Below are 26,263 nucleotides of genomic sequence, written 5' to 3' on the forward strand. Positions count from 1 at the left end.
GGTTATACGTACAGCACCAACGAAGACCTTGCTCCGCAAGTTGTAAGCTACAGGGGCGTCGCCAAGCGGTAAGGCAGCAGGTTTTGATCCTGCCATGCGTTGGTTCGAATCCAGCCGCCCCTGCCATTTTCTTCTGGCTCAACCGGGCCTACCCTCAAGCCGACACAGGTACCGCAGCGTGTCCAAAATGATGGTTTTCACGGGGAACGCCAACCCCGATCTGGCACGCCGTGTCGTACGGCAGCTGCACATTCCCCTCGGTGACGTTTCCGTCGGCAAGTTCTCCGACGGCGAAATCAGCGTCGAGATCAACGAGAACGTCCGCGGCAAGGACGTCTTCCTGATCCAGCCGACCTGCGCACCGACCAACGACAACCTGATGGAACTGGTGGTAATGGCCGATGCCTTCCGCCGCTCCTCGGCGACTCGTATCACGGCCGTCATCCCCTACTTCGGTTACGCCCGCCAGGATCGCCGCCCGCGTTCCGCCCGCGTGGCCATCAGCGCCAAAGTCGTTGCCGACATGCTGACCGTCGTAGGCGTCAACCGCGTCCTCACCGTTGACCTGCACGCCGACCAGATCCAGGGCTTCTTCGATATCCCCGTCGACAACATCTACGGCTCGCCCGTACTGGTCGACGACATCGAGGACCAGCGCTTCGAGAACCTGATGATCGTCTCCCCGGACATCGGTGGCGTGGTGCGCGCTCGCGCCGTTGCCAAGTCCCTGGGCGTCGACCTGGCCATCATCGACAAGCGTCGTCCGAAGGCCAACCAGTCCGAAGTCATGCACATCATCGGTGATGTCGAAGGCCGCACCTGTGTGCTGGTCGACGACATGGTCGATACCGCCGGCACCCTCGGCCACGCCGCCAAGGCTCTGAAAGAGCACGGCGCCGCCAAGGTTATCGCCTACTGCACCCACCCGGTGCTGTCGGGCCGCGCCATCGAAAACATCGAAGGTTCCGTACTGGACGAGCTGGTGGTGACCAACACCATCCCGCTGTCCGCCGCTGCCCAGGCCTGTGGCCGCATCCGCCAGCTGGACATCGCTCCGGTTGTCGCTGAAGCCATGCGCCGCATCAGCAACGAAGAATCGATCAGCGCCATGTTCCGCTAAGGCGGAACAGGCCTGACGTAAAGCGCCCCGTCATGTCGGCGGGGTTTAAGCAAAATCGCCCGAACGCTGGTCGCAAGCGTCCGGGCGATCTTGTCATTTTGGAGAGAGTCAAATGGTTGAATTTGTACTGAATGCCCAAGAGCGTTCCGACCTGGGGAAAGGTGCGAGCCGCCGCCTGCGTCGTAATGCCGGTCTGCTTCCGGCTGTGATCTACGGTGGCGAGAAAGCCCCGCAATCCGTCACCCTGGAACTGCGTGAAGTTTCCAAGCTGCTGGAGAACGAGGCTGCCTTCAGCCACGTGATCACCCTGGCCATCGGTTCCGCCAAGGAAACCGTACTGATCAAGGCCCTGCAGCGCCACCCGTCCAAGGGTTTCGTCATGCACGCCGACTTCCAGCGCGTCGTTGCCGACCACAAGCTGACCGCTCACGTTCCGCTGCACTTCCTGAACGACGCCAACGCCGTCGGTGTCAAGGTTGGCGGTGGCGAAGTCTCCCACGTGATCTCCGAAGTCGAAGTTTCCTGCCTGCCGAAAGACCTGCCGGAATTCATCGAAGTCGACCTGGCCGCGGTAGAACTGGGTCAGATCGTTCACCTGTCCGACCTGAAACTGCCGAAAGGCGTAGAGCTGGTGCAACTGGCCCATGGTAACGACCTGGCCGTCGCCAACATCCACGCTTCCCGCGTAGTGAAAGAAGAAGGTGAAGGCGAAGCTGCTGCCGAGTAATCGCGCGCACCATTGCCTTTAAGGAAGGGGCCCCCGTCGTGACTGCCGTACAACTGATCGTTGGCCTGGGAAATCCAGGCGCCGAATACGACCAGACCCGGCATAACGCGGGGGCTCTTTTCGTTGAGCGCCTGGCCGACGCGCAACGCGCAAGCCTGAGCCTCGACAAGAAATACTTCGGCCTGGTCGGCAAGTTCAGCCACAAGGGCCGCGACGTTCGCCTGCTCATCCCCACCACCTACATGAACCGCAGCGGCCAGGCCGTGGCGGCGCTCGCCGGATTCTTCCGCATTCCGGTCGAAGCCATCCTGGTGGCCCACGACGAACTCGACATGCCTCCCGGCGTCGCCAAGCTCAAGAAGGGCGGCGGACACGGCGGGCACAACGGGCTGCGCGACATCATCGCCCAGCTCGGCAACCAGAACGGTTTCCATCGCCTGCGGCTTGGCATCGGCCATCCGGGGCACAGCAGCCTGGTCTCCGGTTTCGTTCTTGGCCGCGCCCCGCGCGCCGAACAGGAACTGCTCGACACCAGCATCGACTTCGCCCTCGGCGTGCTGCCGGAAATGCTCGACGGGGACTGGACCCGCGCGATGCAGAAGCTGCACAGCCAGAAGGCCTGATCACACCTCTTTTCCGCCACCTGGCGCGAGGGACCTAGCATGGGATTCAATTGCGGCATCGTCGGCCTGCCCAACGTCGGCAAGTCCACCCTGTTCAACGCCCTGACCAAATCCGGCATCGCGGCGGAAAACTTCCCCTTCTGCACCATCGAGCCCAACAGCGGCATCGTGCCGATGCCCGACCAGCGCCTCGACGCCCTGGCCGAGATCGTCAAGCCCGAGCGCGTGCTGCCGACCACCATGGAATTCGTCGACATCGCCGGCCTGGTGGCGGGCGCCTCCAAGGGTGAAGGCCTAGGCAACAAGTTCCTCGCCAACATCCGCGAAACCGACGCCATCGCCCACGTCGTGCGCTGCTTCGAAGACGACAACGTCATCCACGTCTCCAACAGCGTCGACCCCAAGCGCGATATCGAGATCATCGACCTCGAACTGATCTTCGCCGACCTCGACAGCTGCGAGAAGCAACTGCAGAAGGTCGCCCGCAACGCCAAGGGCGGCGACAAGGACGCCCTGGCGCAGAAAGCCCTGCTGGAACAGCTCATTCCCCACTTCAGCGAAGGCAAGCCCGCCCGCTCGCTGATGAAGAACATGAGCGATGAAGACAAGCGTGTCATTCGCGGCTTCCACCTGCTCACCAGCAAGCCGGTCATGTACATCGCCAACGTTGCCGAGGACGGCTTCGAGAACAACCCGCACCTGGACGTCGTCCGCGCCATCGCCGAAGAAGAAGGCGCCATGGTCGTACCGGTGTGCAACAAGATCGAAGCCGAGATCGCCGAACTGGACGACGGCGAGGAGAAGGACATGTTCCTCGAAGCCCTCGGCCTCGAAGAGCCCGGCCTGAACCGCGTGATCCGCGCCGGCTACGAACTGCTGCACCTGCAGACCTACTTCACCGCCGGGGTGAAGGAAGTCCGCGCCTGGACCGTCCGTGTCGGCGCCACCGCCCCGCAGGCCGCCGCCGTGATCCACACCGACTTCGAAAAAGGCTTCATCCGCGCTGAAGTCGTCGCCTACGAAGACTTCATCCAGTTCAAGGGCGAACAGGGCGCGAAGGAAGCCGGCAAATGGCGCCTGGAAGGCAAGGACTACATCGTCAAGGATGGCGACGTGATGCACTTCCGCTTTAACGTCTAAGCACCAGCCAGACACGAAAAAGCCCCGGTCACCCGCCGGGGCTTTTTTCATGGCCGCCCTGCCCCGCCGCTTATCGCGAAAATCTCGCGCTACCGGCTAAACGATTGATAGATCAGAAAAATATTCAGGAAAAGGGGTTGACACCCCTCCGCGATCTGCGGAAAATGCGCGCCACTCGGCTACATAGCTCAGTCGGTTAGAGCGCAGCATTCATAATGCTGATGTCCCAGGTTCAAGTCCCGGTGTAGCCACCATACAAAACAAGGGGTTAGCGAAAGCTAACCCCTTTTTGTTTTGGCCGGCAGACTACAAACCGACTACATCCCGTCTACCAAGGCTTTCTCGCCTGACTTCAGCTAGTCCAGGGATCAGTTAGCGCCACTCCAAAACTCTCGAAGTGGCGGACGTTTCGTGTGGCGACCTGGGCCCCGTGCAATCTGGCAATGGCCGCAATCTGCGCATCCGCCATATCGGCAATCCTTCCCTTCGCTTCACTCACTGCCGCCAGCTCGGCGTAATGCACAGCAGCATCCGCGTCGAAGGGCAAGATCCTCCCGGCAAAGTCCTTATCGAACATGGCAGCAGCCATATCCTCCAAAGACTGCCTGCGCTTGCCCTTCGGCATCCTGGCAATGCCGTAGAGGATCTCCGCCACGGTGATCGAGCAGATCACAAGCTCCTGAATTGGCTGGGCATCAATCCATGCCACCACATCCGGATCAGGCTTGGCCCGCATCAGTTCGGAGAGCACGTTGGTATCGAGCAGAATCATTCGTCAATGTCCGCAGCCCGAGCCTTCGTCTTGCGAGCCGGCAGTTCAATCTCAGCCCCGCCGATAGATGCGAAGCGCGCATGGATCCGACTTCCCAAGCCACCGCCTTTCTCTTCTCGAGAGAGCGCCTGGGCAAGAATCACGCGCACTTCCTCCTCCATCGAACGACCATGATTCGCAGCCACAACGCGCAACTTGGCCTTGAGGTCTTCATCAAGGTTTCTAATGGTGATGCTGGCCATGGAATCCTCCGGTGCAATCAATGAAATCATTGACAGCATACTTGAGATTGCCCGAGCTGCGCGAGTGGCGATAGGCGCATGGCTGATTCCAAATGCTCCGGTGACAGGTGCGCATAGCGCATGGTCATCGTGATCGAGGAGAACCCGAGGATCCGCTGCAGCGTGAGAATGTCCCCTCCTCCCATCATGTAAGGTGTGGCGGAGGATGTGCGTCATCTGCCCCGGCGTGTCGAAGCCGCAGCGCTCATGGGCACAACGGAAAGCTGCTCTGCAGGACATGAACAGGCGGCCAGCGGGTTCGCCTTGTGCCATGAGCCAAGGCAGACCGGCGCGGGGAAGATGGCCGACAGGTTGCGGGTTCTATCCCATCAGCACGGCGGTTTTCCACATCCCATGACGAGATGATCAACCCAGCCGCTGCAAAACCCCCAGCCCAATCACCCGCGTCGTCTCCCCGCCGAAATCCACACTCCCCTCGTCCCGCAGGAAACCATCCACCGCCACATCGATCCGCTCAGCCAGTGCGGGAAGTTGCCAATGATGCCGCAGCAACATGCCGGCGCTGAGGATGGCCGCGAGCGGGTTGGCGCGGCCGCTGCCGGCGATGTCGGGGGCGCTGCCGTGGACGGGTTCGGCGAGGGCGATGCCGTCGCCGAGGTTGAGCGACGGCGCCATGCCGAGGCCGCCGCCCCAGTGGCTGGCGAGGTCGGAGAGGATGTCGCCGAAGAGGTTGGTGGTGACGATCAGGTCGAAGGCTTCCGGGCGCTCGACCAGTTGCAGGGCGGCGACGTCGACCAGGCGTTCGTCGAGCACGGCGCTCCAGCCGTCCTCCACCAGCCGGTCACGGCAGGTGTCGCGGAACAGGCCGCAGGTAAGCGGCAGGACGTTGGCCTTGTGCACCAGGGTGATGCGCCGGGCGCCGCGCAGGCGGGCGATGCGCGAGGCGTCGGCGGCCAGGCGTTCGCAGGCGGCGCGGCTGATGACCCGTTCGGCGATGGCGACACCTTCAGATTCCCAGTGTTCGCGGCCGCTGTAGAGGCCCTCGCTGTTCTCCCGCAGGATCAGCAGGTCGACGCCCGGGTGGGGCGATACGTGCGGGCGGGAGCGTACCGGGCGCAGGTTGAGGTTGAGCGCCAGCTCCTGGCGCAGGGTGAGGATGGCGCTACGGTAGCCTTCGACCCGGTGGCTGGGCGAGGACACCGCGCCGAACAGGCCGGCGCCGCAGGCACGCAGGCGTGACAGGGTGCTGTCGGGAACCGAGACGCCGCGCCGCTCGAAGCACTCCCAGCCGGCTTCGGCCTGTTCCACGCGCAGGTCGGGCAGCAGCCGTTCCAGTACCTGGACCGCTACCGGCACCACTTCGCGGCCGATGCCGTCGCCGGGGATCACGCACAACCGATGCATCGCTGGCCTCCGCTCGCCGTCTGTCCTTTCCATGATCCGCCCGCGCCCCTCAGCGGGGCGCGCCGGCGGACGGCCGGTTCACGCCTGCCCGAGCGGGCGCAGGCGGTATTGCGGCGGCAGCTGGTCAAGGCCGCTGACGGTGACGTTGAGGTTCTTCCAGCGGCCGTCCTTGATGCCGTAGATGCAGCCGTACACGGAGAGCGACTGGCCGCGGTGCCAGGCGTTCTGCACGATGCTGGTGTGGCTGACGTTGGCGACCTGCTGGATGACGTTGAGCTCGCACAGGCGGTCGACCTTGTCCTCTTCCTTTTCGAACTGGGCGAGGTGCTCGCGGTATTCGTAGGCGAGGTCGCGGATGCTGCGCAGCCAGCCGTCGATCAGCCCGAGCTGGCCTTGCTGCAGGGCGGCGCGCACGCCGCCGCAGCCGTAGTGGCCGGTGACCAGGATGTGCTTCACCTTGAGCACGTCGACGGCGTACTGGATGACCGACAGGCAGTTGAGGTCGGTGTGCAGCACGACGTTGGCGACGTTGCGGTGGACGAACAGGTCGCCCGGCAGCATGCCGACGATCTCGTTGGCCGGCACGCGGGCGTCGGAGCAGCCGATCCACAGGTATTCCGGGGCCTGCTGGCGCGCCAGTTTGGCGAAGAACTCCGGGTCTTCCTGCTTGATGGCCTCGGCCCAGCGTTCGTTGTTGTCGAACAGTTCCTGCAACTCGCTCATGTCCGGCTCCTCTTCGTTGGCTGGCGCACCTTACGCAGCACCGAGGCGCCTGACAAGCCACATTCAGCGGGCCGCGTTCAGGCGCCACCAGCGCGGCGGGCGCGCAGCTTCCTGCAGCGCCAGCTGGTGCCAGGCGTTGTGCCAGGCCCGGGCGTCGGCGGCCAGGCGCGGCCAATCCAGAGTGCGCCGCTCCAGCGCCGCCAGCAACTCGGTTTCCAGCCAGCCGTGGCCGGCGCGCAGAGCGTTGGCGAAGCCGGGGTCGGACAGCGCGCGCCGGTGCACGGTCTCGAAGCGCCACCAGAGGGACTCTTCCACGGCGGCATCCTCGTGGCTGAGCAGGCCTTCGCCGGCGCCGGCCTCGAAGCCCAGCGGCTGGAACATCGACAGGCACGGCGCGGAGGTGCCGGTGGCGGCCATGCGCGGCGAATCGCCGTCCAGCCGGGCGATCAGGCTGGCGGTGGTCTGCGAGGGACGCCAGAAGCTGCCGGCGTGCAGGCAGACCTGGCGGTTGTCGTGGCGCGAGAAGCGATGGCCGCGGTGGCCGTGGCTGCGCAGCGCGACCACCAGCGCCAGCCAGTCGACCTGCGCCGGGCAGTGGGCGAGGAAGTCCTGGTTGAGCTGCCGCCGCTGCCGCGCCCCGGCGACCCAGGGCAGCATGCGGCCGTCGAAGGCGCGGGCGAAGTGGAAGTCGCCCCGGCCGTTCCAGCAGCCCAGCCGGCGCGCCTGGTCCTCCAGGTTGGCGCTGGAGAGGTCGTAGTCGTGGCCCAGCGTCAAGGCGTTGGAGATCGCCCAGCGCTCGACCTTCTTCGCCGCCCACAGCCGGCCGGCGGTTTCCAGCACCCAGGCTTCGTCGCGGTCGGCGATGAGGAAACTGTTGTCGTAGCGCATGCGCTTGTTGCGGTAGCCGGCCGGCCCGCCCTGGCCGTGGCGTTCCAGCAGTTCGGTGATGACCGCCAGCGCTTCGCGCGCCGTCGCCGCACGCTCCAGGGCCAGGCGCAGCAGGTCCATGCCCAGCAGCGCCTCGCCGTCGCGCAGGGTCAGGCGGGTGAACACGGCTTCGTTGCCGATGGCCACGCCGCGTTCGTTGACACCCATCTCGGCGCCCCACAGCCAGGCCGGCTGGCTGAGGATGACGGCATGGCGCTCGGCCGCCTGGGGAATCTCCAGGTAGGTGGTGCGCACCGTCGCCGCGCGGTCGCCGTGCACGGCCGGCAGGCGGATCAGGCGTTGCGGTTCGGCGGGCTCGCGGTCGCTGTTCTTGGCGAACCAGGTGGCCCCGTCGCTACGCAATACCAAGGTGTCGCACATACTCCCCTCCCTCGTCTGTGGCGCCGAGCACTTCGCTCGCCGCGCGTTCCCCGGCCTCCACGGCCCCGTCGAAATAACCCATCCAGCGCGTCGCCGTTTCGGTGCCGGCGAAATGCAGGCGTCCGTAGGGCTCGCGCAGACGCGCGGCGCCGCCGGTCCAGAGCCCCGGCGGGAACAGCGCGGCATAGCAGCCGCGGGCGAAGGGTTCCTCGGCCCAGGACTTGTCCACGTAATCCACCGGCTCGCGCGCCGCCTCGCCGAAGTAGCGAGCGAAGCAGTCGAGCACCTGGCCGCGACGGTCGCCCGCCGGCCGCGCGTTCCATTGCCGCGCCTCGTCGCCCTCGATGAAGCCGAGCAGCACGCCGCGCGGGGAACCGGGGACGCTGTTGTCGAACGTCAGGCGCACCGGGCCGAGCTCGCTGGTGGCCTGGCCGGACAGGCCCTTGTCGCGCCAGAACGGCGTGTCGTAGAGCGCCATGCACTTGATCACCGCGCCCTGGGGCTGGCGCTGCAGGAGCTGGTCGCGCCAGCTGGGCAGCAGCGGCTCCTGGGTGATGCGCAGCAGCTGGGTCGGCGGGATGGCGAAGATCACCCGCGCGGCGTGGTGCACGCCGCGATCGCTGACCAGTTCGACGCCTCCGGCGTTCTGCCGCACGGCGCGGATCGGCTCGCCGGTGAGCACCGCATCGCCCAGGCGCTCGGCGAGGGTCAGGCAGATGCGCTGGGAGCCGCCGAGGATGCGCTCCTGCTGCGCGCCGCCTTCGACGCCGAGCAGGGTATCGAGGTCGGTGCCGCTGCGGATGTAGAAGAGTACGTGGAGGAACGACAGGTCATGGGGGCTGGCGGCGAACACGGCGCCGCTCATCAGCTCGAACACCTTGCGCCCGGTGGCGGTGTGCACGTTGCGGCGCAGCCATTCGGCGAAGGTCAGGCTGTCCCACAGCCCCGCCTTGGGGTGCAGGCTGGGGTCGTTCAAGGGGATTTCCCGCGCCATGCGGTCCAGGCGCTTGTGGGCCTGCAGGACGTCGAGCAGGACGTGGGGCGGAAACTTGGGAATGGTGCCGCGATAGGGCTTTAGCCGGCCGCCGAAGAGGGTGAGGTTGTCGCCCTGGTTCCATTGCCGGAAGGTCGACAGGTTCAGCTCGGCGAGCAGGGAAAGGATGCGCTCCTGGGTCGGGCCGACCCACTGGCCGCCCACCTCGACCACTTCGCCGCTGGCGAAATGATGGTTGAGGGTGCGTCCGCCGACGCGCTTGTTGGCCTCCAGCACCTTCACCCGCCGCCCGGCCGATGCCAGGCGCCAGGCCGCGGTCAGCCCGGAAATACCGGCGCCCACCACGATCACATCGCTGCGATTCATGTTGCGACCCTTTTTCTTTTTGTTATGGGCTACAAGGGTACGCGAGTGCCATGTCCTAAGAAAATCCCGAGTCGCAGGAATTTTCTTACCGCCATGACGGAGGTCAATCGACCAATGTGCAGGCCATCACCAGGGCGTCTTCGCGACCGCCGACCGCCGGGTAGTAGCCGCGACGGCGGCCGATCTCGTTGAAACCGTAGCGCTCGTACAGGCGGTAGGCCGGCTGGTTGGACTCGCGCACTTCGAGGAAGCATTCCACCGCGCCCCGCTCGCGGGCGCGCGTCATCAGGTGCTCCAGCAGGCGCAGGCCCAGGCCGCGGCCCTGGCTTTCCGGCTTGACGGTGATGTTGAGCAGGTGCGCTTCGTCGAGGATCAGCTGGATCACGCCGTGGCCGACCTGCTGGGTGCCTTCGAACATCACCCAGCATTCGTAGCTCTTCAGGCCGTCGGTGAAGATGCCGCGCGTCCAGGGGTGGCTGAAGGCGGCGTATTCGATCTTGAGAACGGCATCGAGGTCCGCCTCGGTCATCGGGCGGAAGGAAACGGCATCGCTCATGCGGGGGTCTGACTCATCCAGCGTTGCCGAACGCGGCGCATGGCGCGCCAGAGGTCGGCTTTCAAAGTGGGTTCTTCGACCAGGCGCTCGAGGCCCGGCAGGGCCCAGGCGACGCCCAGACCCTCGACCTGCAGCTCGCGCAGCAGGGATTCTTCGTCCGCCTCGCCGGCGAAGCGCACGGCGGGCATGCCGACCAGCCACAGGCAGGCGCAGGGTGCGCCCTCCTCCAGCCGCGCGGCGACGAAGCCCTGGACGAACTCGCGGGCGGCCTGCGGGCCCTGGTCCATGTTGCCGCGCGCCAGCAGCGGCCAGCGCACCGGCTCGCTCACCAGTTGCGGGCTTTCCGGCAGGCCGGCGGCGCGCAGCAGGTCCTTCAGCAGCAGGTAGGCCGGGTCGCGGCTGGCCAGGGGCTCGCCGGTGGGCAGTTCCACCAGCAGGGCGCATTCGCCGGCGCGCAGCAGTTGCAGGGCGAAGCGCGGCGGCGGCGCGGCCGGGGCGCGAACCACGGGTTCGGCTTCCGGCTCGGCCTGTTGTTCGGTTTTCGCGGCCAGGGACGGCTTGCCCGGCGCGGCGGGCTTGGGCAGCACGCGGGCGGCGATCGAACGCTCGGCCTCGGCCACCGGCGCTGCGGCCGGAGCGGCGGCTTCACGCACGGCCTGGACGGCGGGCACCGGCGGTGCGGCCTCGACGCTCACGGGCGCGGGCGTTTCCAGCAGTTGCGGGCGCGACGGGGCGGCGAACGGCAACGCCACGCGCGGCAGCCAGGTGGCGACCTGCATGGCGCCGAGGTAGGCGCGGCGGCGGGCTTCTTCGATCAAGGGGCGGTTACCTGTAAATGGCGCCTGCACGGGCAGGCCGGCACATCGAGGCGGGATTGTCGCGTGAAACGCGCCGGGGGGAAAGGCCGGCCGGCGCTCAGGGCGTGCCGAAGACGTAGACGTTGCCGGTGAGCTTGAGCGCGCCGGTGGCCTGGTAGGTGAGCAGGCTGATCTGCCGCAGGCCGCTGCCGGCGACCTTGCCCTGGTTGGCGCCGCCGAGGGTGAACTGCAGGTTGCTGGCGCTGGCGTTGGTCAGGCCGATCTTCATGGCCTGGCGGTTGAACAGGGCGCCGTCGCCGTTGAAGCCGCTGTTGATGGTCACCATGTCCAGGCTCATGCCGTCGAAGCTGAAGGTGCCCTTGATGTTGTCCAGCACGACGAAACCGGTGCTGTTCAGCGGCTGGATCGCCAGGCGCGCGCCGCAGCCGCCGGGGCAGCGGGTATCGGCGGCATTGGCCGCGAGGTTGAAGTCGAGCGCCAGGCTGACGCCTTCCTGGCCGGTGACGCCGGACATCTCGTCGTCATCGAGGCTCTGCATCTCGGCATGGGCCAGCGGCGCGGCGACGAGCAAGGCGGCGAGCAGGCCGCGGCTGGCTGGCAGGATCATGGCGAGTCTCCTCATCGCGGCAGGCTGTGGGTCTGCACGTTCAGGTAGTCGATGCGCATGCCGCGAATGGCCTGCGAACCGAGGTCGGTGCCGCTGATGCTCAGGTCACCGATGCTGATGTTGCTCTTCTGCACGTTCTGGTAGAAGGCCTCGTGGTTGGCCCAGGTGACGCCCGGCGCGTTCAGCACCAGTTCGCCGGAGCTGGCCACGGTGAGGGTGGCCGGCTGGTAGTTGGCGTCGCCCAGGTTGAGGTCGAAGTAGATGTTCTTCAGCACGGCGCGGTCGCTGTCCATGCAGGTCTGGCAACCGCTGATGATCAGCTTGTCGGCGTACATCTGCAGGCTCATGGACAGTTTCATGCCGGCGGCGTCGCCCCACAGGTTGAGGTAGGAGCCGTTGAGCGTGAAGTTCTGCAGGTCGATGGCGAAGTAGTCCTGGCGGGTGCTGGTGGCGCCCTGGCTGCCATCGCTGTTGTAGGCGACGCTGGGCAGGGTGAAGGTGGTCTTCAGGCCGACGTCCAGGCCCTGGATGCGCGTGTTGCCGGAACTCTGCAGGGTGTTGGCGACCAGTTGCACGGTGGCGACGTTGCCCTGCGTGCGCTTGACGGTGCCGCCGACGCAGGTGGCCGCGGTGCCGCTCTGCGCGCCGCAGAGCTGGACGAAGCGGTCGTAGTCGCTGGCGCGCTGGCTGAGGGTCCTGCCGTTCCAGGTGACGTTCCAGGCCGCGCTGAGGTTCTGCTGCGCGGTCTCCTGGTTGCTCGCGCTGGTGTTATAGGCCGACACCGAGTTGTTGTAGGAGGTCGTCGCGGAGCAGTTGGCGAACAGCGGGCAGCTGTAGGTCTGGCCGAGCTCCGGCTTGCTCTGGCAGGTGAGCCCGCAGATCTGCGCCGGCAACTGGTCGTACAGCGAAGCCATGCTGCTGTACTTCACCTTGGTATCGGCCTGCGCCGTGTTCAGCTCGGCCTGGCGGACGTTCACCGTGGCCATGTCGGTGTCGATGCTGGTCTTCAGCCCGCTCATGTTGCTGCTGTAGGTGCTCAGCAGGCTGTCGCGCTGGGAGGTCAGGGCGTTGAGCTCGCTGTTGATCCTGGTCGTCGCCTGGGTGGGATCGGTGCAGCCGCTCTCGCCGTACAGGCAGCCCTGGTAGTAGGACCAGAGGCCGAACTTGTGGGTGTCGTTGATCGGGTCGGTCCAGGTCGGCGTCATCAGTTGCAGCGCCTGCTGCCCGGCGGGGATGTTGGCGCCGGCCTTGTAGCCGACCGGCCCGAAGGTGAACGGGTGCATGGGCGTGCCCATGTAGGCCCTGGTGTCGAGCGTGCCGCGCTGGCTGCCGGCGCCCTTGATGTAGGCGCCGGTGATGTCCACCTGGACGTCCTGGTTGGCGCTGTTCTTCACCCCGGTGATTTTTGCCGAGGCACTGGCCTGGTCGTAGCTGAAGCCGTCGATGAAGAAACCCAGGCCCGCGCCGCTGACCTCGCCCAGTTGCTCATCGTCCAGGGCCTTCATGGCCTGCGCCGGCAGGCAGAGCAGCCAGCCGAGCAGGCCGGCGAGGAGCGTTCCGCGTACGTCCATGTCAGCACCCCGCCGCCTGGGCGCCCATGCAGGTGGACTGGCGCGGCAGGCCACGCAGGGCGTCGTAGAGGTTGATCAGGATCGGGTAGACCGTATCCGCGCCGCTGCCCACCTTGGGGAAGTTGGCGAAGGCGCCGGACTGGGTGTTGACGAAATTGCCGGCGTTGGCCAGGTCCCGCCAGGGCACGTTCTGGTTCTGCAGCGAGAAGAAGATGCCCTGCGCGCCGTCGGCGGCGACGTTGGTGCCGCCCGGCTTGCCGATGTAGATGGTCTTGTAGTTGGTCAGGTCGAAGCAGGTGGTCAGGCCCAGCGCCTGGCAGTTGCTGGTGGTCGACAGGGTCGGGATCAGCGAGGCGATCAGGCCGGTGGAATCGGTGTGCAGCGAGTCGCCCTTGGCGATGCCGATCTGCGTGGCGCGGTTGATCGGCAGACCATTGATCGTGGTTTCCCCGGTGCCGGACTTGAGCAGGTTGACGTCCGCGTAGACCGGCGTATCCCCGGCCGCCGCCAGGGCGATGCAGTTGAGGAAGGTGGTGAGGCCGCAGCCGACGGTCTGCTGGTAGTAGTTGTAGGCGATGGAGGCGGGCCCGTAGATCCTGCCCTGCAGGTTGCCGGTCAGCGACTGGATGTCGCCGGACAGGTCGCCCAGCGCGCGGCCGAAGCCGACCCGCGCGCCGACCAGCTGGCGCACGCCCAGGGCGTTGGTCTGGAAGGCGAACTCGACGTAAGGGTCCTGGATCTGGAAAGGCACCACGGTCGCCTGGGCGGAGTTGGCGTTGTCCACCCGGCCGAGGGCGAAGTTGTTGATCAGGATGTCGGCCGGCTGATTGGACACGGTGTTGGCGCCGGTGCGGGTGTAATTGCCCAGGCTCAGCTGGTCCACGTTGGTCAGCAGGTTGATGTCGGCGCCGAAGTTGAGCCGGGTGTACTGGTAGTTCTGGTAGGTGGAGGCGTCGACGGTGAGCATCGCGCCCTGGCCGGAGATGGACGACAGTTCGCTGTCGTCCAGCGACTGCATGCGGGCCTGGGCGGAGCAGGCCAGCAGGCCGCCGCAAAGCAGGGCCAGGGCACGCCTGAACGGACCGGAGGACTGACGCATGGCACTCTCCTTTCCTGGCGCTCCTTCTGGTCGGGCGCCTGTTGTTATTCGTCGGGCGCCGGGTCATGAGCGGCTCGGCGCCGTGATGCCACTATAGGAAGTTGCCGGCCAGGAAGGGGCCGACCCATAGTCGAGTAATGGCCGGGCGGATCGCTCGGAACGAACGCCCGTGGTCGGTCAGGAAGGGAAATCGCCGCCGCGGCTGTTACCCATCGTCACACCCGGGTTACAGCTCACGGCCGGCGCAGGCTCAATGCTGGCGGAACAGCCCGATCAGGTGCTCGGCGATGGTGCCCTTGATGGAATCGAGGTTCAGCCGCGAGTGGCGCTGGAGCTTGGCGATGTTCAGGCGGTGCAGGTGCAGCGAGGGCATGCGTGCCTCGTACTCGCGCAGGTCGCCCTTGACCAGCACCGGCAGGAAGATGTCCTCGCGCATCCGGTAGCGATTGATCAACAGCTTCAGGCCATCCTGGAACGGCAGCTCGCGGGACGCCGCCAGGCGGTGCTCGCTGGGGATCTTCAGGTACAGGCCGCTGAAGCCCATGGTCTCGCCCGGCAGGATGTGGATGCCGGTGGGCTCCACCGCCTCGGCGGGGATGTCGTGGAAGGTGTCGAACCAGGCCTGGTCATCGGCCAGGATGGTGATGCCGCTGTCCTGGTTTTCCGGAATCACGAAGCTGTAGTTGCTGTAGAGCTTCTCGACGTACGACGAATAGATGCACAAGCGGTTCTCGAAGCGCTGCAGGAAAGCGATGGCTTCGTTGCGGTCGGTGATGGCGTCCAGGTCCCAGTCGAGGTCGTTCTGGCGCTCCAGTTCGGCCCACCGGGCTCTGGCGAGGGCGGCGTCGTAGGTCATTGCGGTAGATCAGATTCTGATGACTTGTCTCTTGTCAGAGGCATGGCAGAAAACATGCCAGAAAGTTCTGCTATTTAGCCGCGAATTACCGTGATTGACTTCACGCGGGACCGCTCGCTTCGTCGCAATCTGACACGTTTCGTCACTCTGTCGGCCAGTGCAGAGCCTTTGCAGTACAATCGCTCCCTTTGTTCATTTCAGGCCCGACTCAGCCGATGATCGACCCACGACGCGTACTCCGCGCCCTTGCCGAACACTGGGTGCTGCTCGAACCGCTGTGCGAGCGCTTCGACGCCGGCACCCTGAGCCTGGTGGAGCTGCGCAACCAGCTCGCCAGCCAGCTGCCCGACAGCACCCCGGTGGACATCACCGCCCTGCTCGACCAGTGGGTCCGCCTGGACATCCTCGTCCCGGTGGCGAAAAGCCCCAACCGCTTCGAGCTGAACGCGCAGATCCACGACTTCCTCGCCTACCTGCGCCAGGAACACCGCCTGGGCCTGTGCCTGGAGATCGAAGCCTACCTGCGCCACCTGGAACGCCTCGCCGGCTACATCCGCGACGCCTTCGAAGTGCGCGACGGCAACGACCTGTCCCGCCAGCTGCGCCTGCTCGACATGCGCGTGCGCGACGTGCTGAAGAAACTGGCCAACGACGAACAGGCGCTGGTCGCCGTGGCCGAGCGGGCCAAGACCAGCGACCGGCAGATTCCGCTGCGCCAGCGCTACGCGGAAGTCCTGGCGACCTGGGACGAATACGTCGAACCGATGATCCAGCTGGTCTCCGCCGACGGCGCCTTCGAGCAGGGCGTGCGCCGCGTGGAGCAGGTGCTGCTGCGCCTGCTCGGCGAACAGGCGCGCCTCGGCCAGTTGGTGGACGACGACCAGCTGCTGCGCACCCACGCGCGCATCCTGGAAATGCAGACCACCGCCCAGCTCACCCTGCGCCGCGCCCGCGAACTGCTGCTGCCGCTGCGCGAGGAAGCCCGCCGGCACAACGCGATCACCCGCGGCGCCGCCCTGGCGCTGTCGGTCATCCGCCGCAAGGGCATCGATGCCGTGCCGCAGGCCGCGCTGCCGCTGTTCACCCGGCCGCAGAGCACCTTCCTGGGCAGCGCCTCGCAGGTCGAAAGCTATGTCTTCGCCCTCGCCAGCTTCCAGCCCAAGCCTGCGCATTTCCCCAAGGCCAGCGGCAATCGCAAGAGCGACGGCCCGCAGCGCTCGCCGCGCACCGCCCGCGAGATGCTCGACCGCTGCCAGGCTGCGCTGCCGCTGCCGGACCTGATGCAGTGGCTGCTGGAGCAGGAGCCCGAAGGCGCCACCGACGAACTGCTCTACTGGTTCTCGCGCCTGTCGCGCGACGCCCGCTTCCAGCGCGACCGCCTCGAGCGCCGCCAATACGACACTCTCCAGCACAGCGTCAGCCTGTGCTCCTTCGCCCTGATCGCCGGCCCGACCGCTGGCAAGGACAGCAAGAGCGAATCGCATGCAGATTAATCTCACCGAAATGACCCAGCTCGCGCCGATCTTCCGCGAGCTGTTCAAGGGTTTCCACATCAGCCGCCGCGACCCGGAGCTGTACAGCCAGCTGTCCAACCAGCAGGACGCCTACCGCGCGCTGTTCCGCAGCCTGGGCTACGAGCTGGTCTGCGACACCCGCGGCTTCTACTACTTCGTCCCCGAGCAGATCGGCGCCCAGGTGAACAAGACCGCCCAGCGCCTGGCGCTGTTCACCTTCATCCTCGTCGAGCACCTCGCCGACCAGGGCCGCGACCCGCTGGCCGTGCTCGACGGCGGCAGCATCGGCCGCGACGAGCTGCCGCCGCTGCTGGACAAGTACCGCGACCTGTTCCTGCAGGCCGAAGTGACCACCCAGGAAGAACTGGAAGAGAAGGTCATGCGCCGCCTCACCCAGCTCGGCTTCGCCGCCGAGGACAACGGCGTGTACCGCTTCCTGCCGCCGATCCACCGCTTCCTCGATGTCTGCCTGTCGGTCCAGCAGGACCGCGACCTGGCCAGCAACCTGCACAGCAGCGAAATGCAGTTCACCGCGCCCGCGCTGATGGACGAGGACGACGAGCCGGTGGTGATTCTGGAGTCGTACGCCGACGAGCCGGCCGAAGATCCCGCCGATGCCATCGTGGTGATCGACGAGCCGGCCGCCATTGTTGAAGAAGAGAGCGAAGAAGACGCCCTCGCCCGCGCCATCGCCGAAGAACAAGCCGACATGGAGGCCCAGGCATGAACCAGGAACGCTACGGCATCCGCCGCTTCGCCCTGCTCAACACCGCCGGCTACAGCCTCGGCATCTTCCCGCTGGAGCAGCCGCTGTCGGTGTACGGCGCGAACAACCTCGGCAAGTCGGCGTCGATCAACGCGCTGCAGTTCCCGATCCTCGCGCGCATGTCCGACATGAGCTTCGGCAAGTACAGCCTGGAAGCCTCGCGCAAGTTCTACTTCGCCACCGACACCAGCTACATCCTCATCGAACTGGACCTGCCCCACGGCCGCCATGTGATCGGCGTCGGCGGACGCGGCCCGGGCGGCGGCTTCGGCCACCAGTTCTTCGCCTACCAGGGCGAGCTGGATCTTGAGCACTACCAGAAGAACGGCACCTGCCTGCGCCTGCGCGAGCTGTACGCCAACCTCGAGCGCGAGGGCATCAAGTCCTACGAGCTCAAGCCCGACGAGCTGCGCCGCCTGCTGGTCGGCGGCCACACCTCGATCCCGCTGGACCTGACCCTGATCCCGCTGCGCTCCACCAGCGAACAGAGCCTGAAGACCTTCCGCTCGCTGTTCATCAACCTGCTGCACATGCGCGAGATCACCGCCGCCAAGCTCAAGCAGCTGTTCCTCGATGCCTTCGAGCACAGCCTGCGTTCGGGCAGCGTCGACTACATCGCCGCCTGCGAGGAAGCCTTCCGCGACGTGCGCCGCATGGAAGGCGACTACCAGGCGCTGGTCGCCGCCGGCCCGCTGGTGGAAGCCCTGGCCAACGGCGTAACCCAGCGCGAACTGCTGCGCGGCAAGATGCACCGCCTTTCGCCGCTGCTGGATAACCTGCTGGGCACCTGGGAAGACTATTCCGGCGCGCGCAAGGAAGAGCTGGTGATCCAGGCCGAGCACTACCGCCGCGAGCAGGACGGCCTGCAGAACGAACAACGCGGCAGCACCGCCGAGCTGATGCGCCTGGAGCGCGAGATCAGCGAGATCCAGCGTTGGATGGGCGAACTGGCCGTGCTGAAGAACCGCTTCGCGCTGGTCGAGGATGCCAAGGTGCTGGAGCAGCAGCTGCTCGCCGCCAAGGACGCCCACGACGAACTGGCCGGCGCCCTGGCGCACTCCCGGCAGTTCTCCAGCGAAGACCTGGAAGAGCGCCTGCGCGACCTGGAGAAACGCCTGAAGGGCGTCCGCCAGCAGCTCGAACACGCCGACAACAACAGCTACGCGCGCCTGCGCGAGGAGTTCTCCCAGCAGGACGTGGAGCGCCTGATGCGCCTGTTCAACGGCGCGCTGTTCAGCCTGCCGCTGGGCGAGAAGGGCGTGAGCCTGGACGAGGACGGCCAGTGGGTCGGTAGCGTCGAGAAGATCCTCGATGCCTTCAAGGGCGAGCGCTTCGAAGTGCCCGGCCTGTCCATCGACCTCTCGCACATCGAGCCGCCGGCCCTGCAGGCCCTGGCCGACCGCGCCGCCCTGCGCGACCAGAAGGAGCGCCTGGAGAAGGAGCTCAAGCAGCTCAAGACCCAGCAGGCCGTGGCCGCCGACCGCAACGCCAGCAAGGCGCAGGCGGACAAGCTTTACCAGGACGTGCTGGATGCGCAGAAGGCCCTGGAAGACTTCCGCCGCAGCCAGACCCTGAGCGCCGAGGAGCCGGCCAAGCTGGAACAGCTGGCGCAACTGGAAGCGACCCAGGACGAGTTCAAGCGCTCCGCCGACGCCTTCACCGAGCGCGTCCAGCAGCTCTCCGCCAAGCTGCAACTGGTCGGCCGCCAGCTCGCCGACCTGGAAGCCAAGCAGCGCACCCTCGACGACGCCCTGCGCCGCCGCCAGTTGCTGCCCGCCAACCTGCCCTTCGGCACGCCGTTCATGGACCCGGTGGACGACTCGCTGGACAACCTGCTGCCGCTGCTCAACGACTACCAGGACACCTGGCAGGCGCTGCAGCGCGTGGACGGCCAGATCGAGGCGCTGTACGCCCAGGTGCGCCTGAAGGGCGTGGCCAAGTTCGACAGCGAGGACGACCCGGAGCGCCGCCTGCAACTGCTGATCAACGCCTACGCGCACCGCACCGACGAGGCGCTCACCCTGGCCAAGGCGCGCCGCGCGGCAGTCACCGACATCGCCCGCACCCTGCGCAACATCCGCAGCGACTACGACAACCTGGAACACCAGCTGGCGCTGTTCAACCGCGAGATCAACAAGCGCCAGGTGTCGAACCTGCAGAGCTTCCGCATCGTGCTGGCGCCGAACAAGGATGCGCTCAAGCACATCGACCAGATCATCCACAGCGCCGGCCAGTACGAGGAAGGCGAGAATCTCTCGGTGTTCGACCTGACCCAGAGCGCCGAGCAGGATGCGAAGAACGAGGAAGCCAAGGACTACCTGTCGCGCCTGGTGGCGGCGAACAACAACCAACTGGGCCTGAAGGACCTGTTCGAGCTGGCGTTCGAGATCACCAAGATGGGCGGCCAGCCGATCATGCACACCGACATCGACGGTGCGGCATCCAACGGCACCACCATGACTATCAAGGCGCTGACCAACATGTACCTGCTGCTGCACCTGATGGACCGCGAGCAGGCCGGCCGCGTGCGCCTGCCCTACTACCTCGACGAGGCGGCGGACATCGACGAGCGCAACCAGTCGGCGCTGCTGGAAACCAGCCTGCAACTGGGCTTCGTGCCGATCCTGGCGAGCGTCAAGCCGCAGGTCTCGGCGCAGGTGGCCATCGACCTGGAGGGCGGCAGCGGCCCCAACGGCATCTACATCGACGAGGCGGACTGGAAGTTCATCCGCCGCCGGGATACCGAGAAGGCGGCGCACAACGACGTGGAGGCCAGCGCCGAACCGGCGTGAGTCTTCCCGCTACGCCAAAGAAAAAGCCCCACCAATGCGGGGCTTCTTCTTTTCCGGACTACCGTGATGGCGCGGACGGTTCCTGTAGGAGCGAGCTTGCTCGCGAACCGCACAGCACAGCACAGCACAGCACCGAATCCGGCAATAAACCCTTCGCGAGCAAGCTCGCTCCTACGAAAAGCGGAATGAAATGAAAAAGGGCCGCAAGCGCGGCCCTTTTCCTGTTCGTGAAGCGGTCAGTTCGCCTTGCCCAGCGGGATCTTCGGCGCCCAGTTCAGCCACTCGTCGTTGTACTCGTCGAACAGCGCGAAGGTCTGCCCCGGCTTGGCCGGCGGCCCCATGTCGGCGTTGTTCGGCGTGGCGAAGGCGACGCCGCCGGCGAGAATGGTCTCGAAGGACTCGGTACGCACCTTCACGCCCTTGAACAGGCCGGCCTCCACGCCCACGCCGCTGGTGATCCAGAACCGGCTGCCGGTGCGCACCAGCGGTGCATAGCGCGGCTCGACCAGGATGTGGATCAACACCCGGTCGGCGGTCTCGCCCAGCTCGAAGGAGGTCACCTTGCCCACCTGCACCTCGCGGTAGGTCACCGGCACACCCGTCTTCAGCGAGCCGCGGCGGGGCGCGCTCAGCGTCAGACGCAGACCCTCGGCGTCCAGCAGGCGGTTCGGTTCGCCGGCCAGCAGGCTGAAGGCGGTCTGCGCCTGGCCCGGCTTGTCGGCCGGCAGGACTTCGATGTACTGGCCGCTGACGATGGTGCCCAGGTGGGACACACCGGAAAGCCCCACCTCCGGCGCGACCACCCAGAAGCGCGTGCCCTGGCGTGCGATGCGATCCTCCGCGCGGGTCAGGCGCACCTTCATCACCACGCCGCTGATGTCCTTGTTCAGCGCCATCTGCTCGACGCGCCCGACTTCCAGGCCCTTGTAGCGCAGCACGGTGCCTTCCTTGAGGCCATCGGCGGTGTCGGCACGCAGCTCGATCATCAGGCCCCGGGCGTGGGCCGTCTCCTCGCTGTCGAACAGCGCGAAACGCCGCACCTTGGTCACCGGAGGCGCCTTGGGATCCGGCGTATCGAAGGCGATGCCGCCGGCGATCAGGGTCTGCAGCGACTCGCTCTTGAGCTTGATGCCATCGAGCCCGCCACTGACGGTCACCCCGCTGACGTTCCAGAAGCGCGTCGAGGTGTTCACCAGGTGGGCGTATTCCGGCTCGACATGCACACCGATGATCATCCGCGACGGATCACGGCGGGACAGCTGGTAGCTCTGCACGCTCCCCACCTTCAGTTGCCGATAGAGGATCGGCGTGCCGACTTCCAGCGAGCCCAGCCTGTCGGTGGTCAGCACCAGGTGCAGGCCCGGGGAGTCCAGGTTCAGCGGCGGCGCCTTGGGACGGATGACGAAATCGCGGGTCGGCTCGCCGGTCTTGGAGAAACGCACGCTCAGGTAGTTGCCCTTCACCAGCGCTTCCAGGCCGGTGATGCCCGCGAGGGAAATGCTCGGCTTGACCAGCCAGAACTCGGTGCCGCTATTGAGGAAATCCTCGGTGCGCGGGTCCATGGACAGCGACGCGGTGGCGCCGTTGAAATCCTGGTCCATGTCGATGCTCTTCACGGTGCCGACCTGCACGCCGTTGTACATCACCGGCGTACTGCCGGCGCTGAGCCCGCTGACGTCGGTGACCTTGAGCCTGACGTTGAGGCCGGCCTGGGCGGCATCGTAGTCCTCATAGAGGCGGAAGGGTTTGGTCGGGTCGGTGGGAGGGCTGTCCGAGTAGTTCTCCGGCGTCGAAAAGGCGATACCGCCGGCGGCGATGGCGGCCAGCGACTCGGTGCGCAGCTTGAGGCCGCTCAGGTCGCCGGACAGGGTGATGCCGCTGGCGTTCCAGAAACGCGTATGTTTGCGCACGAGGTTGGCGTAGGCCGGCTCGATGTGGATCTTCACCTCGATGGTCTTCTGGTCGTCGGCCAGGTGATAGCTCTTCACCTGGCCCACCTGAATCTGCCGGTAATAGATCGGGCTGCCCTGTTCCAGCGAACCCAGCCGCTCGGCCTTCAGCGTCAGGTGCAGGCCGGGCAGGCTGTCGGAAAGCGGCGGCGGCTCCTTCAGCGCGGTGAAGCTCCTCTGCTGCTCACCCTTCACCGGGTCGATGGCGATGTAGTTGCCCGACACCAGGGTCTCCAGGCCGGTCACCCCGGCCAGCGACACACGCGGCTTCACCAGCCAGAAACGGGTGTCCTTGCTCAGGTATTCGGCCGCCTCCTTGCGCATCTCGACGACCGCGGTGACGCCCAGGTCCGGCTTGTTCACATGCAGGTCGACCACTTTGCCGACGCCGATCCCCTTGAAGACCACCTCGGTCTTGTTGATCTGGATTCCCTCGCCGCTTTCGAAGCGGATATCGATCATGATCCCCGCCTGATCGTAGGCCCTCCAGGCCAGCCAGGCGCCGATCGCCAGGGCGATCAGCGGCAGGATCCAGATAGCCGACCAGTTGGTGGTCTTGCGCATCTTCGGGGTGGGAAGATCACTCATCGTCGTTTTCCGCGTCCGTGTTGTCCCAGATCAGCCGGGGATCGAAGGTCACTGCAGCCAGCATGGTCAGTACCACCACGCTGGCGAAAGCGGCCGCACCGAGGTTTGCTTCGATGGTGGCCAGATTGCCGAAATTCACCAGGGCTACCAGGATCGCGATGACGAAGATATCGAGCATCGACCAGCGACCGATCCACTCGATGAACCGGTACATCATGATCCTCTGCCTGGCAGACATGGGCTGGTGGCGCTGTACCGAATACAACAGCAGGGTGATGCCGACCAGCTTGAAGGTGGGGACCACGATACTGGCGACGAAAACCACCGTGGCGATCGGCACCATGTTCGCGTTGATCAGCTCGATCACCCCCTCCATGATGGTCGCCGGCATGCCGTTGCCGAGGAAGTTGACCGTCATGATCGGCAGCAGGTTGGCGGGAATGTAGAGAATCGCAGCGGTGATCAGCAGCGCCCAGGTCCGCACCAGGCTGTTCGGCCGACGCTCGTGCACCACGGCGCCACAGCGGCTGCAGGTGGTTTCGCCGTCCTCGGCGCGACGATTGAGCTGGTGGCACTCACCGCAGATCAGGAGGCCGGCATCAATGGCTCGCATCGTCGAACTCCCCGGACAGCTCGCCCCAGACCTGGTGGTGGGACATGGTCACTTCCAGCCAGACCTGGGTGAACAACAGTGCCACGAAGCAGGCCAGCCCCGGTCCGATATGCAACTCGGCCATGCCGATCAGCTTCACGATCGAAACCAGGATGCCCATCAGGTAGACCTCGAGCATCCCCCACTCGCGCAAGTGCTGGTATCCACGCAGCAGCAACATGCCGTGCTCGCGCATCCTTTTGAAATGCAGTGTGAGCAGCACGAACAGCTGGCAGAGCAGCTTGACCAGCGGAATGACCATGCTGCACAGGAACACCAGGATGGCGACACCTTTCATGCTCGAATTGTAAAGACCCAGTACCCCGCTCCAGACCGTGTCGGTACTGACCTGCCCGAGGATGGTGATGTGCATGATCGGCAGGAAATTCGCCGGTATGTAGAACAGCAGCGCCGTCAGCACCAGCGCCAAGGCGCGCTTCACCATGTAGGGGCGGTGTATCTCCAGCTCATAGCCGCATCGCGGACAAACCGACCTCTGCCCCAACGGCACGGGCTGGCGCCGCATCAACAGATCGCACTCATGGCACGCGGTCAGCTGATCCAGCGGCAGGTGCTGTAGCGCATCACCTTGGATTTCGGACATGAAAAAGCTCAGAGGAAAGTTGACGCTATTGTAGACGAGGCGGCGTGCTCAAAGCTTCGATAGATGGGTAGCTTTTCCGCGCGCAAAAGCAAAGCCCCCGACCAGCGTTGGCTGATCAGGGGCTTTGGGATAGGTGCTTGACGATGACCTACTCTCACATGGGGAAACCCCACACTACCATCGGCGATGCGTCGTTTCACTGCTGAGTTCGGGATGGGATCAGGTGGTTCCAACGCTCTATGGTCGTCAAGCAATTCTTTAGGACGCTCGTGGCTTGCGCGCACGCTCATCCGGATTCGGGTATGTGACAGGTATTTGCGGTTCTCACGAACTTTCGGTTCGTCGACTTCACCGTCTAACACACAAATTGTTTGGGTGTTATATGGTCAAGCCTCACGGGCAATTAGTATCGGTTAGCTCAACGCCTCACAGCGCTTACACACCCGACCTATCAACGTCGTAGTCTTCGACGGCCCTTCAGGGGAATCAAGTTCCCAGTGAGATCTCATCTTGAGGCAAGTTTCCCGCTTAGATGCTTTCAGCGGTTATCTTTTCCGAACATAGCTACCCGGCAATGCCACTGGCGTGACAACCGGAACACCAGAGGTTCGTCCACTCCGGTCCTCTCGTACTAGGAGCAGCCCCTCTCAAATCTCAAACGTCCACGGCAGATAGGGACCGAACTGTCTCACGACGTTCTAAACCCAGCTCGCGTACCACTTTAAATGGCGAACAGCCATACCCTTGGGACCGGCTTCAGCCCCAGGATGTGATGAGCCGACATCGAGGTGCCAAACACCGCCGTCGATATGAACTCTTGGGCGGTATCAGCCTGTTATCCCCGGAGTACCTTTTATCCGTTGAGCGATGGCCCTTCCATACAGAACCACCGGATCACTAAGACCTACTTTCGTACCTGCTCGACGTGTCTGTCTCGCAGTCAAGCGCGCTTTTGCCTTTATACTCTGCGACCGATTTCCGACCGGTCTGAGCGCACCTTCGTACTCCTCCGTTACTCTTTAGGAGGAGACCGCCCCAGTCAAACTGCCCACCATACACTGTCCTCGATCCGGATTACGGACCAGAGTTAGAACCTCAAGCATGCCAGGGTGGTATTTCAAGGTTGGCTCCACGCGAACTGGCGTCCACGCTTCAAAGCCTCCCACCTATCCTACACAAGCAGGCTCAAAGTCCAGTGCAAAGCTACAGTAAAGGTTCACGGGGTCTTTCCGTCTAGCCGCGGATACACTGCATCTTCACAGCGATTTCAATTTCACTGAGTCTCGGGTGGAGACAGCGCCGCCATCGTTACGCCATTCGTGCAGGTCGGAACTTACCCGACAAGGAATTTCGCTACCTTAGGACCGTTATAGTTACGGCCGCCGTTTACCGGGGCTTCGATCAAGAGCTTCGCTTTCGCTAACCCCATCAATTAACCTTCCGGCACCGGGCAGGCGTCACACCCTATACGTCCACTTTCGTGTTTGCAGAGTGCTGTGTTTTTAATAAACAGTCGCAGCGGCCTAGTATCTTCGACCGGCATGGGCTTACCGAGTAAATCGTTCACCCTCGCCGGCGCACCTTCTCCCGAAGTTACGGTGCCATTTTGCCTAGTTCCTTCACCCGAGTTCTCTCAAGCGCCTTGGTATTCTCTACCCGACCACCTGTGTCGGTTTGGGGTACGGTTCCTAGTTACCTGAAGCTTAGAAGCTTTTCCTGGAAGCATGGCATCAACCACTTCGCTCTCTAAAAGAAAGCTCGTCATCAGCTCTCGGCCTTGAACACCCGGATTTGCCTAAGTGTTCGGCCTACCACCTTAAACTTGGACAACCAACGCCAAGCTGGCCTAGCCTTCTCCGTCCCTCCATCGCAGTAACTAGAAGTACAGGAATATTAACCTGTTTCCCATCGACTACGCTCTTCAGCCTCGCCTTAGGGACCGACTAACCCTGCGTCGATTAACGTTGCGCAGGAACCCTTGGTCTTTCGGCGTGGATGCTTTTCACACCCATTGTCGTTACTCATGTCAGCATTCGCACTTCTGATACCTCCAGCAAGCTTCTCAACTCACCTTCACAGGCTTACAGAACGCTCCTCTACCGCTCGTCTTACGACGAACCCGTAGCTTCGGTGTGTGGTTTGAGCCCCGTTACATCTTCCGCGCAGGCCGACTCGACTAGTGAGCTATTACGCTTTCTTTAAAGGGTGGCTGCTTCTAAGCCAACCTCCTAGCTGTCTAAGCCTTCCCACATCGTTTACCACTTAACCACAACTTTGGGACCTTAGCTGACGGTCTGGGTTGTTTCCCTTTTCACGACGGACGTTAGCACCCGCCGTGTGTCTCCCACGCTGACACTTCCAGGTATTCGGAGTTTGCATCGGTTTGGTAAGTCGGGATGACCCCCTAGCCGAAACAGTGCTCTACCCCCTGGAGTGATACGTGAGGCGCTACCTAAATAGCTTTCGAGGAGA

Annotated in this window: 22 protein-coding genes, 2 tRNA genes, 2 rRNA genes and 1 pseudogene (1 of these 27 cut by a window edge); 9 read left to right on the top strand and 18 right to left on the bottom strand. The window is 64.8% G+C overall.

Annotated features, from left to right (window positions below; translation table 11 throughout):
- Positions 1–51: 51 nt before the first annotated feature.
- The 6 genes from AC3B6A_RS22995 (at position 52) to AC3B6A_RS23020 (ending at position 3,864) form a co-directional block, all read left to right on the top strand.
- A tRNA-Gln gene (locus AC3B6A_RS22995) sits at positions 52–126 on the top strand.
- 52 nt (positions 127–178) lie between these two features.
- A complete protein-coding gene (locus AC3B6A_RS23000; protein WP_024128138.1) occupies positions 179–1,120 on the top strand; it encodes a ribose-phosphate pyrophosphokinase in 942 nt (313 codons plus the stop codon).
- A gap of 112 nt (positions 1,121–1,232) precedes the next feature.
- Complete coding sequence (locus AC3B6A_RS23005; protein ID WP_488399419.1) at positions 1,233–1,847, top strand: 50S ribosomal protein L25/general stress protein Ctc; 615 nt, start codon at positions 1,233–1,235, stop codon at positions 1,845–1,847.
- Between the two features lie 38 nt (positions 1,848–1,885).
- Entirely contained in the window at positions 1,886–2,470 is a 585-nt protein-coding gene (pth, locus tag AC3B6A_RS23010) for an aminoacyl-tRNA hydrolase (protein ID WP_488399420.1), read from the top strand.
- 39 nt (positions 2,471–2,509) lie between these two features.
- Positions 2,510–3,610 (top strand): redox-regulated ATPase YchF, encoded by a 1,101-nt coding sequence (ychF, locus tag AC3B6A_RS23015; protein WP_488399421.1) that lies wholly within the window; start codon positions 2,510–2,512, stop codon positions 3,608–3,610.
- A 177-nt stretch (positions 3,611–3,787) separates the two neighbouring features.
- Positions 3,788–3,864, top strand: a tRNA-Met gene (locus AC3B6A_RS23020).
- Between the two features lie 98 nt (positions 3,865–3,962).
- Here AC3B6A_RS23020 and AC3B6A_RS23025 read toward each other — a convergent pair.
- From AC3B6A_RS23025 to AC3B6A_RS23085, 13 genes and pseudogenes are all read right to left on the bottom strand, one after another.
- Positions 3,963–4,382, bottom strand: coding sequence for a type II toxin-antitoxin system VapC family toxin (locus AC3B6A_RS23025; protein ID WP_488399422.1), 420 nt, complete (start codon positions 4,380–4,382; stop codon positions 3,963–3,965).
- Entirely contained in the window at positions 4,379–4,624 is a 246-nt protein-coding gene (locus AC3B6A_RS23030; protein ID WP_488399423.1) for a FitA-like ribbon-helix-helix domain-containing protein, read from the bottom strand. Before AC3B6A_RS23030 ends, AC3B6A_RS23025 begins: the two co-directional genes overlap by 4 nt.
- 26 nt (positions 4,625–4,650) lie before the next feature.
- Positions 4,651–4,915: pseudogene (locus tag AC3B6A_RS23035) on the bottom strand (tyrosine-type recombinase/integrase); the annotation flags it as partial.
- Positions 4,916–5,029: 114 nt separating this feature from the next.
- Positions 5,030–6,028, bottom strand: coding sequence for an isocitrate/isopropylmalate dehydrogenase family protein (locus tag AC3B6A_RS23040; protein ID WP_488399424.1), 999 nt, complete (start codon positions 6,026–6,028; stop codon positions 5,030–5,032).
- Between the two features lie 78 nt (positions 6,029–6,106).
- The gene (gene can / locus AC3B6A_RS23045) at positions 6,107–6,751 is read right to left on the bottom strand and encodes a carbonate dehydratase (RefSeq protein ID WP_488399425.1); all 645 of its coding nucleotides are present in this window, start codon (positions 6,749–6,751) and stop codon (positions 6,107–6,109) included.
- Between the two features lie 63 nt (positions 6,752–6,814).
- Positions 6,815–8,059 (bottom strand): C69 family dipeptidase, encoded by a 1,245-nt coding sequence (locus AC3B6A_RS23050; protein ID WP_488399426.1) that lies wholly within the window; start codon positions 8,057–8,059, stop codon positions 6,815–6,817.
- Positions 8,034–9,527, bottom strand: a complete 1,494-nt coding sequence (locus AC3B6A_RS23055) for a flavin monoamine oxidase family protein (RefSeq protein ID WP_488403678.1) — start codon at positions 9,525–9,527, stop codon at positions 8,034–8,036. Before AC3B6A_RS23055 ends, AC3B6A_RS23050 begins: the two co-directional genes overlap by 26 nt.
- A complete protein-coding gene (rimI, locus tag AC3B6A_RS23060) occupies positions 9,523–9,975 on the bottom strand; it encodes a ribosomal protein S18-alanine N-acetyltransferase (protein ID WP_488399427.1) in 453 nt (150 codons plus the stop codon). The genes AC3B6A_RS23055 and rimI overlap by 5 nt, the downstream gene beginning before the upstream one ends.
- Positions 9,972–10,793, bottom strand: a complete 822-nt coding sequence (locus AC3B6A_RS23065) for an energy transducer TonB (protein ID WP_488399428.1) — start codon at positions 10,791–10,793, stop codon at positions 9,972–9,974. Before AC3B6A_RS23065 ends, rimI begins: the two co-directional genes overlap by 4 nt.
- A gap of 97 nt (positions 10,794–10,890) precedes the next feature.
- Entirely contained in the window at positions 10,891–11,400 is a 510-nt protein-coding gene (locus AC3B6A_RS23070) for a DUF6160 family protein (RefSeq protein WP_488399429.1), read from the bottom strand.
- An 11-nt stretch (positions 11,401–11,411) separates the two neighbouring features.
- Positions 11,412–12,971 (bottom strand): hypothetical protein, encoded by a 1,560-nt coding sequence (locus tag AC3B6A_RS23075; RefSeq protein ID WP_488399430.1) that lies wholly within the window; start codon positions 12,969–12,971, stop codon positions 11,412–11,414.
- 1 nt (position 12,972) lies between these two features.
- Positions 12,973–14,070 (bottom strand): hypothetical protein, encoded by a 1,098-nt coding sequence (locus AC3B6A_RS23080; RefSeq protein WP_488399431.1) that lies wholly within the window; start codon positions 14,068–14,070, stop codon positions 12,973–12,975.
- Between the two features lie 250 nt (positions 14,071–14,320).
- Positions 14,321–14,926, bottom strand: coding sequence for a hypothetical protein (locus AC3B6A_RS23085; RefSeq protein WP_488399432.1), 606 nt, complete (start codon positions 14,924–14,926; stop codon positions 14,321–14,323).
- A gap of 215 nt (positions 14,927–15,141) precedes the next feature.
- On the opposite strand from AC3B6A_RS23085, the gene mksB reads away from it, so the two are divergent.
- Genes mksB through mksF form a run of 3 tightly spaced genes read left to right on the top strand, consistent with a single transcriptional unit; the run spans position 15,142 to position 19,998 of the window.
- The gene (mksB, locus tag AC3B6A_RS23090; protein ID WP_488399433.1) at positions 15,142–16,419 is read left to right on the top strand and encodes an Mks condensin complex protein MksB; all 1,278 of its coding nucleotides are present in this window, start codon (positions 15,142–15,144) and stop codon (positions 16,417–16,419) included.
- Positions 16,409–17,167, top strand: coding sequence for an Mks condensin complex protein MksE (gene mksE, locus AC3B6A_RS23095; protein WP_488399434.1), 759 nt, complete (start codon positions 16,409–16,411; stop codon positions 17,165–17,167). Before mksB ends, mksE begins: the two co-directional genes overlap by 11 nt.
- Positions 17,164–19,998, top strand: a complete 2,835-nt coding sequence (mksF, locus tag AC3B6A_RS23100) for an Mks condensin complex protein MksF (RefSeq protein WP_488399435.1) — start codon at positions 17,164–17,166, stop codon at positions 19,996–19,998. Before mksE ends, mksF begins: the two co-directional genes overlap by 4 nt.
- 236 nt (positions 19,999–20,234) lie before the next feature.
- Here mksF and AC3B6A_RS23105 read toward each other — a convergent pair whose 3' ends face one another.
- From AC3B6A_RS23105 to AC3B6A_RS23125, 5 genes are all read right to left on the bottom strand, one after another.
- On the bottom strand, positions 20,235–22,535 hold the full coding sequence (locus AC3B6A_RS23105; protein ID WP_488399436.1) for a PqiB family protein: 2,301 nt from the start codon (positions 22,533–22,535) through the stop codon (positions 20,235–20,237).
- On the bottom strand, positions 22,528–23,148 hold the full coding sequence (locus AC3B6A_RS23110) for a paraquat-inducible protein A (RefSeq protein ID WP_488399437.1): 621 nt from the start codon (positions 23,146–23,148) through the stop codon (positions 22,528–22,530). The genes AC3B6A_RS23105 and AC3B6A_RS23110 overlap by 8 nt, the downstream gene beginning before the upstream one ends.
- A complete protein-coding gene (locus tag AC3B6A_RS23115) occupies positions 23,135–23,791 on the bottom strand; it encodes a paraquat-inducible protein A (RefSeq protein WP_488399438.1) in 657 nt (218 codons plus the stop codon). The genes AC3B6A_RS23110 and AC3B6A_RS23115 overlap by 14 nt, the downstream gene beginning before the upstream one ends.
- Positions 23,792–23,926: 135 nt before the next feature.
- A 5S ribosomal RNA gene (rrf, locus tag AC3B6A_RS23120) occupies positions 23,927–24,042 on the bottom strand.
- 131 nt (positions 24,043–24,173) lie between these two features.
- Positions 24,174–26,263 (bottom strand): 23S ribosomal RNA (locus tag AC3B6A_RS23125); it runs 801 nt beyond the window's last position.

The organism is Pseudomonas sp. B12(2026) (assembly GCF_057767015.1).

What these genes read in the sequence shown, in the direction of transcription:
- AC3B6A_RS23110 (WP_488399437.1), bottom strand. Translation starts at nt 23,148, where the DNA reads ATGCGAGCCATTGATGCCGGCCTCCTGATCTGCGGTGAGTGCCACCAG.
- AC3B6A_RS23075 (WP_488399430.1), bottom strand. Translation starts at nt 12,971, where the DNA reads ATGGACGTACGCGGAACGCTCCTCGCCGGCCTGCTCGGCTGGCTGCTC.
- mksF (WP_488399435.1), top strand. Translation starts at nt 17,164, where the DNA reads ATGAACCAGGAACGCTACGGCATCCGCCGCTTCGCCCTGCTCAACACC.
- AC3B6A_RS23115 (WP_488399438.1), bottom strand. Translation starts at nt 23,791, where the DNA reads ATGTCCGAAATCCAAGGTGATGCGCTACAGCACCTGCCGCTGGATCAG.
- AC3B6A_RS23025 (WP_488399422.1), bottom strand. Translation starts at nt 4,382, where the DNA reads ATGATTCTGCTCGATACCAACGTGCTCTCCGAACTGATGCGGGCCAAG.
- AC3B6A_RS23105 (WP_488399436.1), bottom strand. Translation starts at nt 22,535, where the DNA reads ATGAGTGATCTTCCCACCCCGAAGATGCGCAAGACCACCAACTGGTCG.
- AC3B6A_RS23005 (WP_488399419.1), top strand. Translation starts at nt 1,233, where the DNA reads ATGGTTGAATTTGTACTGAATGCCCAAGAGCGTTCCGACCTGGGGAAA.
- mksE (WP_488399434.1), top strand. Translation starts at nt 16,409, where the DNA reads ATGCAGATTAATCTCACCGAAATGACCCAGCTCGCGCCGATCTTCCGC.
- AC3B6A_RS23030 (WP_488399423.1), bottom strand. Translation starts at nt 4,624, where the DNA reads ATGGCCAGCATCACCATTAGAAACCTTGATGAAGACCTCAAGGCCAAG.
- mksB (WP_488399433.1), top strand. Translation starts at nt 15,142, where the DNA reads ATGATCGACCCACGACGCGTACTCCGCGCCCTTGCCGAACACTGGGTG.
- can (WP_488399425.1), bottom strand. Translation starts at nt 6,751, where the DNA reads ATGAGCGAGTTGCAGGAACTGTTCGACAACAACGAACGCTGGGCCGAG.
- AC3B6A_RS23040 (WP_488399424.1), bottom strand. Translation starts at nt 6,028, where the DNA reads ATGCATCGGTTGTGCGTGATCCCCGGCGACGGCATCGGCCGCGAAGTG.
- ychF (WP_488399421.1), top strand. Translation starts at nt 2,510, where the DNA reads ATGGGATTCAATTGCGGCATCGTCGGCCTGCCCAACGTCGGCAAGTCC.
- AC3B6A_RS23085 (WP_488399432.1), bottom strand. Translation starts at nt 14,926, where the DNA reads ATGACCTACGACGCCGCCCTCGCCAGAGCCCGGTGGGCCGAACTGGAG.
- AC3B6A_RS23050 (WP_488399426.1), bottom strand. Translation starts at nt 8,059, where the DNA reads ATGTGCGACACCTTGGTATTGCGTAGCGACGGGGCCACCTGGTTCGCC.
- AC3B6A_RS23080 (WP_488399431.1), bottom strand. Translation starts at nt 14,070, where the DNA reads ATGCGTCAGTCCTCCGGTCCGTTCAGGCGTGCCCTGGCCCTGCTTTGC.
- rimI (WP_488399427.1), bottom strand. Translation starts at nt 9,975, where the DNA reads ATGAGCGATGCCGTTTCCTTCCGCCCGATGACCGAGGCGGACCTCGAT.
- AC3B6A_RS23070 (WP_488399429.1), bottom strand. Translation starts at nt 11,400, where the DNA reads ATGATCCTGCCAGCCAGCCGCGGCCTGCTCGCCGCCTTGCTCGTCGCC.